At 52.1% G+C, this 2,877-nt stretch carries 3 protein-coding genes; 1 reads left to right on the top strand and 2 read right to left on the bottom strand.

All coding sequences use genetic code 11. The features are described 5' to 3' along the window. Together dctP and pcaQ are read right to left on the bottom strand one after the other, a co-directional pair. On the bottom strand, nucleotides 1-504 hold a 504-nt coding region (gene dctP, locus PPL9_RS04275; RefSeq protein ID WP_200962107.1), incomplete at its 3' end, for a TRAP transporter substrate-binding protein DctP. Nucleotides 505-752: 248 nt separating this feature from the next. Next, nucleotides 753-1,691 (bottom strand): pca operon transcription factor PcaQ, encoded by a 939-nt coding sequence (pcaQ, locus tag PPL9_RS04270; protein ID WP_208989158.1) that lies wholly within the window; start codon nucleotides 1,689-1,691, stop codon nucleotides 753-755. Between the two features lie 83 nt (nucleotides 1,692-1,774). Here pcaQ and pcaD point away from each other — a divergent pair. Then, on the top strand, nucleotides 1,775-2,877 hold a 1,103-nt coding region (gene pcaD, locus PPL9_RS04265), incomplete at its 3' end, for a 3-oxoadipate enol-lactonase (RefSeq protein ID WP_057461535.1).

Genomic DNA, 2,877 nt, shown 5'->3' with positions numbered 1-2,877 from the left:
CATCCCTGCCATATCAGCCGGACTGCGGACTTCCTTGTCGCGTGTGTGAAGGCCTGCACCTGCATGTACGTGCAGGAACATGACTTCCAAGCCCTTGTATTCAACTTCAAGATCGCTCTTGAACATGTCGTAAAGTGCAAGGTTTGCCGCGCGTGGATCATCCAGGAACACGAACGGAAGTTCCATCACTTCGGTGCGCGGAAACAGGCCCGGTGTGTAACCGTTCAGGGTCCAGACAAGATCAACAACGCCGTCACGAACCTGGTTGACCAGCTCTGGCGGGCGACCGCCAAGTGACATGGACGGGTAAATCTCGATTTTGACCTGGCCGCCGGAATTTTCTTCAACGGCCTTTGCCCATGGTTCCAGCATTTTGGTCTGCGCTGGCGCTTTGGGGCTTAGAAAGTGGTGGAGTTTAAATGTGTATTCTGCTGCACCTGCCATGGAAACACTAGCAAGCAAAAGAGCTGTAGAAGCGCAGAAGCCTTTGAAATTACCAAACATAAGTATGTGACCCTCCTGAAGAATGGTCGAAACCAGACAAGCCTTCCTGATCCTGCTACTTGGGGCAGTCTCATCTCCCTAAGGCCGTCAAATTCTTAATCACGATCCGGATGATCCGCCAAGGGAATTCTTAGGAATCACCACTGTGAAATCGGAGAATTACATATACTTTTCAAAATGAATAATGAAAAATACCGCGCTTCTCATGCCGTATTGGGTATCAATATGCACCCTGAATTTGCTCTGACTTAGTGAGCTGGAGCGCGAACTTCCTCCTGCTCGCTCAACCCCATAAGGATCTCGGCAAAGCATTGGGCCGCCGTATCCAGCGTTTCGCCAGCGCGCATGTTGAGACCGACAGAGCCGACCGTCGCACGGGTATCAATCGGCAACTCCACGAACTGGCCGCTTTCAATCTCACGTGCAATCACACCGCGCGAAATGATCCAGATCGCGTTGTATTCCTGTGTGAAGGCTCTGCCGAATGAGTCCGAGACGGTTTCGATTGCCTGCTCTGGTTCAGGAATGCCGTGTTCAATGAAAAGCCGATCGACGAACGGGCGAATAATTGAGGCTACAGAAGGGATTAGTACCGGGTAAACATCCAGCTCATTCACGCTGATCTGCGGTTTTCCTGCGAGGGGATGGTTTTTGTCGACGGCAAAAACGACACGTTCGCGATAATGCGGTTCGAACACCAATCCCTGCATGTTCTCCGGTGCTGGCAGGCGGCCCATAACAAGATCCAGCTCACCATTTCTCAGTTGATCCAGCAGGACGTGGTTCTCTCCGGTTACGATATGAAGCCTGTTTCGCAACCCTGTATCAAGGAAAGCCTTAACGGCTTGCGGAATGAGCGATGCAGCCACTGTTGGCAGAGCGCCAATGCGGACCATCGGGCCGTCGCTATAGTTGAGCTGAGATAATGCATTGATGCCGTTACGGGCAGCGGCCAGACTGGTGCCTGCATGACGCAGGAACACCTCACCGTAATGGGTGATGCGGATTCCGCGCCCATCTTTTTCAATCAGAGGCTGCCCGCATATTTCTTCCAGTTCGCGAATAGTACGGGTGACGGCTGGCTGGGTGAGATGAAGCACCTCCGCAGCGCGGCTCACGCTGTTTTGGCGAGACACTTCTACAAATGCTTCTAAATGCCTGAGCTTTAATCTGCGTAGGTTATTCATAACAATCTCAATATGATTAGTCTGGATAATATCATTATTCATTTTGAAACAGACATGCAATTGATCCGTTTAGGGGGATGCGCATGCACTTCATAGAATTAAACTCTACAACGCTTCACTTCAGTAAGACCAATTCAGAGTCAGCAGCACCAGCGCTTGTTCTGATTAATTCATTGGGAACGGACTTTCGCATTTGGGATGAATTTCTGGTTCATCTCGGGCATCAAGGCGAAGTTCTGACCTATGATAAACGTGGGCATGGTCTTTCTAGTGTTGGCGATGAGCGGTATTCGATTGATTTGCATATGCGTGACCTTGCTGCGCTCATGGACAGCCAGTCCATCAAGAATGCAGTGATTTGCGGTGTATCTGTAGGGGGCATGATCGCAATGGCGCTGCAGGCCGCCCGGCCTGATCTGGTGAGCGGGCTGATCCTGTGTGACACCGCTCCGCGCATCGGTGACGCACAGACGTGGCAAGAGCGTATCAACGCAATTGAGGCCAACGGGATGGAGGGGATCGCTGATACAGTGATGTCTCGTTGGTTCTCATCGGGCTTTCAGGCAAAATGGCCAGAAGCAGTTGCAGGATATCGGAATCTTCTGTGCCGAACACCTTTGGACGGATACATCGGCACATGTGCAGCCATTCGGGACGCTGATCTGACCTGTCAGGCCGCACAGATTGACGTGCCTGTTCTCTGCGTTGCTGGTGAGGACGACCAGTCTACACCGCCAGAACTGGTTGAGGAGATGGCATGCCTCATTCCGAATGCTAAATATGAGCGGGTGGGAAACTGCGGACATCTGCCAAGTCTGGAGCAACCTGAGTATCTGGCGCATCTTGTTCGGCAGGCGATTTCTCGTTGGCCAAACAGGGTTGACCAGCGTGAACTGCGGCAAAGCGAAATTTACAAACAAGGCATGCAGACACGGCGCAGAGTGTTGGGAGACACTCACGTGAATGCTGCTGAAGTTCAAAAGAGCAGTTTTGACGCGCCTTTTCAGGAGCTTATCACTGAAGCGGCTTGGGGGCATGTGTGGTCCCGGCACAACTGGACATTGCGAGAACGGTCCATTGTAACTATTGCGCTTCTCGCAGCGTTAGGGCACCTAGATGAGGTGGCCATGCATGTGCGGGCTGCAAGAAACACCGGGGCAACACGGGAAGATATAAGCGAAGCTCT

Source organism: Pseudovibrio sp. POLY-S9 (genome assembly GCF_001431305.1).
Taxonomy (GTDB): Bacteria; Pseudomonadota; Alphaproteobacteria; order Rhizobiales; family Stappiaceae; genus Pseudovibrio.
Note: the sequence above shows the minus strand (reverse complement) of the source record. Positions and strands in the feature narration are given on the sequence as shown.

Bases quoted from the DNA above. Each gene is read 5' to 3' on its own strand.
- pcaQ (WP_208989158.1), bottom strand. From the start codon at position 1,691: ATGAATAACCTACGCAGATTAAAGCTCAGGCATTTAGAAGCATTTGTA.